This window comes from Gemmatimonadota bacterium (genome assembly GCA_009838645.1).
Classification (GTDB): Bacteria; JAAXHH01; JAAXHH01; order JAAXHH01; family JAAXHH01; genus JAAXHH01.
In genome coordinates this window covers 1-4255 of the sequence record VXRC01000003.1, presented here as the reverse complement: position 1 = coordinate 4255, position 4255 = coordinate 1, and the positions used below count along the sequence as shown (strand labels likewise).

The window sequence follows — 4255 nt, the reverse complement described above, 5'->3', positions numbered from 1 at the left end:
CAACGAAGACGATCAACCACAGAAATCAACCGTCCGCGAAAGCGGGACAGCTCCACCGCCGGGGGTGTTGTTGACGTCGGTTGTGTTCGGCACCAACGGTGTTCCGGGGTCCTTTCCTCGCCGCCCTTCTCACCGGCTCCCGGCCATCATAACCAGCGTTGGCATCACCAGCAACGACCCTAGCCGGCTTCCGTTTCCCGACGTAACCGCTTCAACATCTCAAAGGCGTTCAGCGTCGCCTGGGCCTCCCGTAACCGTTTCGCCGCATCGCTCATCTCACCCTTGGCAACCGCGACGTCCTCCGTTGCCATGTTGAGTAGATCCCGGAATCGGTATCGCTTAGATCCGTGCTTGCGTCGTTCATGGCAGTCTCCCTCCGGAGCAATATTCGGCCATGGCGTAGGCCTCCTCGATGGTGTAGAGGTGGGCAACAAGGTTCTGCTCCGTGGCCCGCACCCGTTCCTCGTCCAGAATCCGCTACACGTCTCCCTCCGAACCCAACAGCGCGAAAGCCGTGACGTGAGCCTCTACAGCTCGGTTATGAAACTCATCACCCAGCGCTTTCGCGGTAAGGAGTCCCGCCTGCCTACGGAGTGGCTTCGGCGCGGCGGCGTGCTAATGCCGATGCACCAGGCGGAGGCCATGTGGATCAGCTTCGACTCCCGCCCCCATTCGAGCGCTCCCGATTACCCCTTCGCCGTGAAGATCGCCACCGGCAAGGTGTGCGCCGTCACCGGCGACAACTGGACGGAGCACCTCAACCAGGACCCGCAGGACTACGTCGTCCTCCCCGACCAACCCTGGATCGACGGCTACTGCGTGGAGAAGGGCCAGATCCGCCAGTTCATCGCCATGCCCCTGGGAGAGGGCTACACGGTCGAGGAACAGATCACGGGCGCGGCGGAACACGGCGGCCGGGACCGCGCAGGCCGAAAAACCAACGAGACTTGGCGGCGCGGTCAAAGGGTGAGATCAGTCTCGTGCCCGTTTAGTCCCAAGCCTCCAGGTCCGGGATCGGATGCCGGTCGAGCCAATCGCGCACCATATCCGGTACGCCCTCCTCGGTCTCCCCCCAGATCGTCAGAAAATCCCGGCCGGCGTCCGTTTCGATCCGCCAGGGCTCGAAGCCGTATTCCGCGTTGATCTCCGAATACGAAACGGAATCCGCCGGCGCCATGTGCGCCGCTGTCCAGACCTCGCCGCCTGTCCCGACGTAAAACACGTCGGAGTATTGGATCTCGACGTCCGCCGGCCAGACCACGCGCGTGTCGATGTACGACTGCTCGTAGAGGAGCCCGCTCGCGTCGAGTCCCCATACCGCGGTCCCCTCTTCCATTTGAAGCGGATACATGGCGAGCCGGGCCGCCGTGTTTTGACGGAGATCGCCACCGTCATCCAGAATCGACATCGCATACCTGGTATCGAAGCGCGACCCGTCGCCGAGGGTCGGGTCCCTCCACCGTTGCAGCACCACGAGACGGTCGGCGTAGAGCCGGGCGACGCATCGTTTGTCCACGCCGTTGTCGCTCCGGCAGTCGCTGTCGCGCCTCGCGAGAAAATCGCGTTGGTCGGCCCTGAGCGGCGGCTCGCGATCGGCGCCGACGCTCCCGACGAGTTCGCCGTACAGCTCGCTCATCTCGAAATCCCCCCGCGCGAGCGTTGCGTCGCCGCATATCACAGTCTCGACCGGAGTGGCCGCAGCGTCACAGTCGAATCCCGTCCGGAACACAGGCCTGTCGAAGATCCACCTGCCCTGTAACGTCTCAGGCCCGAGGTCCTCGTCCGGAGACCATCCCAATCTGCCCGGATCCCCTTCGACTACATCGATGGAGCGAGCGCCTGGGTCGGCCGGATCGACGGTCAGAACGAAGACGTGACCCGTCGCGGGATCCACGGCGCGTCCGGGACCTTCGAACCGCGCGTTCTGGGCCGCGCTCCGGATTGCGTTGGGACCGTATGGGATGTCCCGGTACTCGGCCTCGTACGCGAACCCGAGTTCGTCCGCGTCGAAGATCTCGATCCTGAAGTACACGTTGTCTCTGAGCGACGTCTCCGACGGTTCGTACCAGGTCCCCGCCCACAGTTCGGCGGCCTCCGCGCTGACCGTGCCCGCCGCTTCGAACCGGGGGTCGTTGCCGATTTCGGAGATCACCGTGTCCTCGTGTCGGGTCCCCGGATATACATCCAGCAGCGTCAGCTTGAGCGCGTACGCGTATTGCCAGGGTTCGGGCTCGTACGGCGCCGCCTCCCCCGCATCGACCCGCTGCTGGTGCAGGTGCCGTTCGGCGCCATCCATTTCCAGCCATTCCATGGGGTATTCGTCGTAGTATTCGACATCGAACCCGGGAACGGGGAGATCCTGATAGCCGTTTAGGTCCTGCAGGGCGACTTCGTGTTCGGCGACCACGACCGGCTCCACATAAGTGGAAAAACTGCACCCGGTCGCGTCATGCGCATCCGGGTCCGGCATCAATCGCAGACGCAGCACCGACACGCGCACGCGCTGCGGCCGCGCGTTCGCGGCGAAGAGGTCGGGTGACCTGCCGTAACCCGCCCAGATCCGGACAGGCCTGGTCAGGTCCAGGGGATCGGCCGTCGTCCAGCGCCCTCCCCCTCCATCATCGGGACTGTAGTAGTACACGGTGTCCAATAGCGCCGGCACGATCACTTCCGCGCCAATACCCGCGCCCGCGCCCCCCTCGGCCCAGCCCGTCTGCGGATCCCCATCGGCGAGTCTGTAGGGGGCGTAGGTGCATGACTCGCCTTCGCCCAGGAAGCCCCTCGAGAAATCGGAACCCCAGTCCTCCACGGGGTCGCGGGGGCAGATGCCGCAGTAGCCGAAGTTGAATGTGGTGGACGGCTGGACCCAGCCATCGCCCGGCTGGTTCTGGTCGACCGTGCCCGCGCCGCCCGCGGCTGACGCATTCGCGCTCGGCTCAGATTGTGGTGACGAACAACCCCAGGCGACGAGAAGAAGAGATACTCGGAAAAATCCTGACATGTTTGTCGCTGCCCGTGGACCAGGTCGGTTTCGCGGAGTGCTCAAGAGGTGGTCATACTAGAAGGACACAACGCGACGACGCCAGACCATCCGATATGCCGTCCATTTCATACGGTTCGCTTCTGTTCCTGCCCTCCCTGCGCGGCGCACGTTTGAAGGTGCACGCATGAGCATTGCGCGGCCTTGGACGGGGAGGAACCGATGCTCAGAAGCGCGTCGATCGCTCTACTGGCCGTCGTCCTGACGGCATGCATGGAGAGCGTGCCCACCGAGCCCGTGTCATTTGCGGAGTCACCGCGAGTGGGCGATTCAAGCATCGCACTGCAGACGACCTGGACGTTCAATCCACAGGACAACACCAGTGAGAAGGAACGCCGGCGGCGCAATGTTCACATAGCGGCACCGGGCACCAAGAAGTATCGCATTCGCATCAGGGGTCAGTTGCGGAACGGAACCACTCATACCAAGGCAAAGTCACTGCCGAAGGACCCATCTCATCAGGCGATTACCATTCATGGCCTTGGACCTTCGGTCACCTATCAGGTCGACGTGAAGGAAATTCAGTATTCATATCACTTCGGTTCCGGCAACAGTTACTCGGTCCTTACCGACTGGATGAATGTCGGGTCGTTTCGGTCCAACGGTTGTCCCGGCAACTGGGTTCCGCGATCCAGCGATCCGCGGCTGTGCGAGGCTCCAACTCCGCCTGCGCTACCCACGACTCCTGGTGGGGGTGGGGGAGGGACGACGGGTCCGGTTTGTTCCGATGCCCGTTACCGGGAAGACGACATCGTTTCACACCATGGGACCGTAACGGCGGCCGGGGAGACGAGGAATGCAACTTTTTCAGTCATGAGCTTCCGGGAAGGTTCGCAGGCAGGCTGCGTTCATGTCTACAACGTGGCGGTAGCCCCGGGCACGAGTTTCGGCAATAGCGATTGCTACAGCACCGGGTTCTACGTGCGTGGCGAGTGGCCTCAAAATGCTTCATCCGACTTCTGGTACCTCAAGCATTTCGACGTCAAGACATGCCGCATGAACGGCATGAAATAGCATCCGACATGGCTGTCATTTCATATAGTTAGGTCCTGTTCCGTCATCCCGGCCGGGCGCAGGTTCAGACCCGTTGTCGTCCCGCGTCTTCCGAGGGAGCCACATTTGAGCCGGCCGAGGATTCTCATCTTCGCGATCGTCGGGGCGTGCGTAGCCTGGATCGCAGGTTGCGGTGACGGTTTCACCCCTCCGGTCCCGCCC

At 63.0% G+C, this 4255-nt stretch carries 2 protein-coding genes; one reads left to right on the top strand and one right to left on the bottom strand.

All coding sequences use genetic code 11. The features are described from left to right. Positions 1 to 988: 988 nt before the first annotated feature. The gene (locus F4Y38_01470; protein ID MXY47947.1) at positions 989 to 3001 is read right to left on the bottom strand and encodes a DUF1311 domain-containing protein; all 2013 of its coding nucleotides are present in this window, start codon (positions 2999 to 3001) and stop codon (positions 989 to 991) included. Positions 3002 to 3202: 201 nt separating this feature from the next. Between F4Y38_01470 and F4Y38_01465 the strand changes: the two genes are divergently transcribed. Further along, positions 3203 to 4054: a hypothetical protein gene (locus F4Y38_01465; protein ID MXY47946.1), complete on the top strand. Its 852-nt coding sequence runs from the start codon at positions 3203 to 3205 to the stop codon at positions 4052 to 4054. Positions 4055 to 4255: the final 201 nt, after the last annotated feature.

Bases quoted from the DNA above. Each gene is read 5' to 3' on its own strand.
- F4Y38_01470 (MXY47947.1), bottom strand. From the start codon at position 3,001: ATGTCAGGATTTTTCCGAGTATCTCTTCTTCTCGTCGCCTGGGGTTGT.
- F4Y38_01465 (MXY47946.1), top strand. From the start codon at position 3,203: ATGCTCAGAAGCGCGTCGATCGCTCTACTGGCCGTCGTCCTGACGGCA.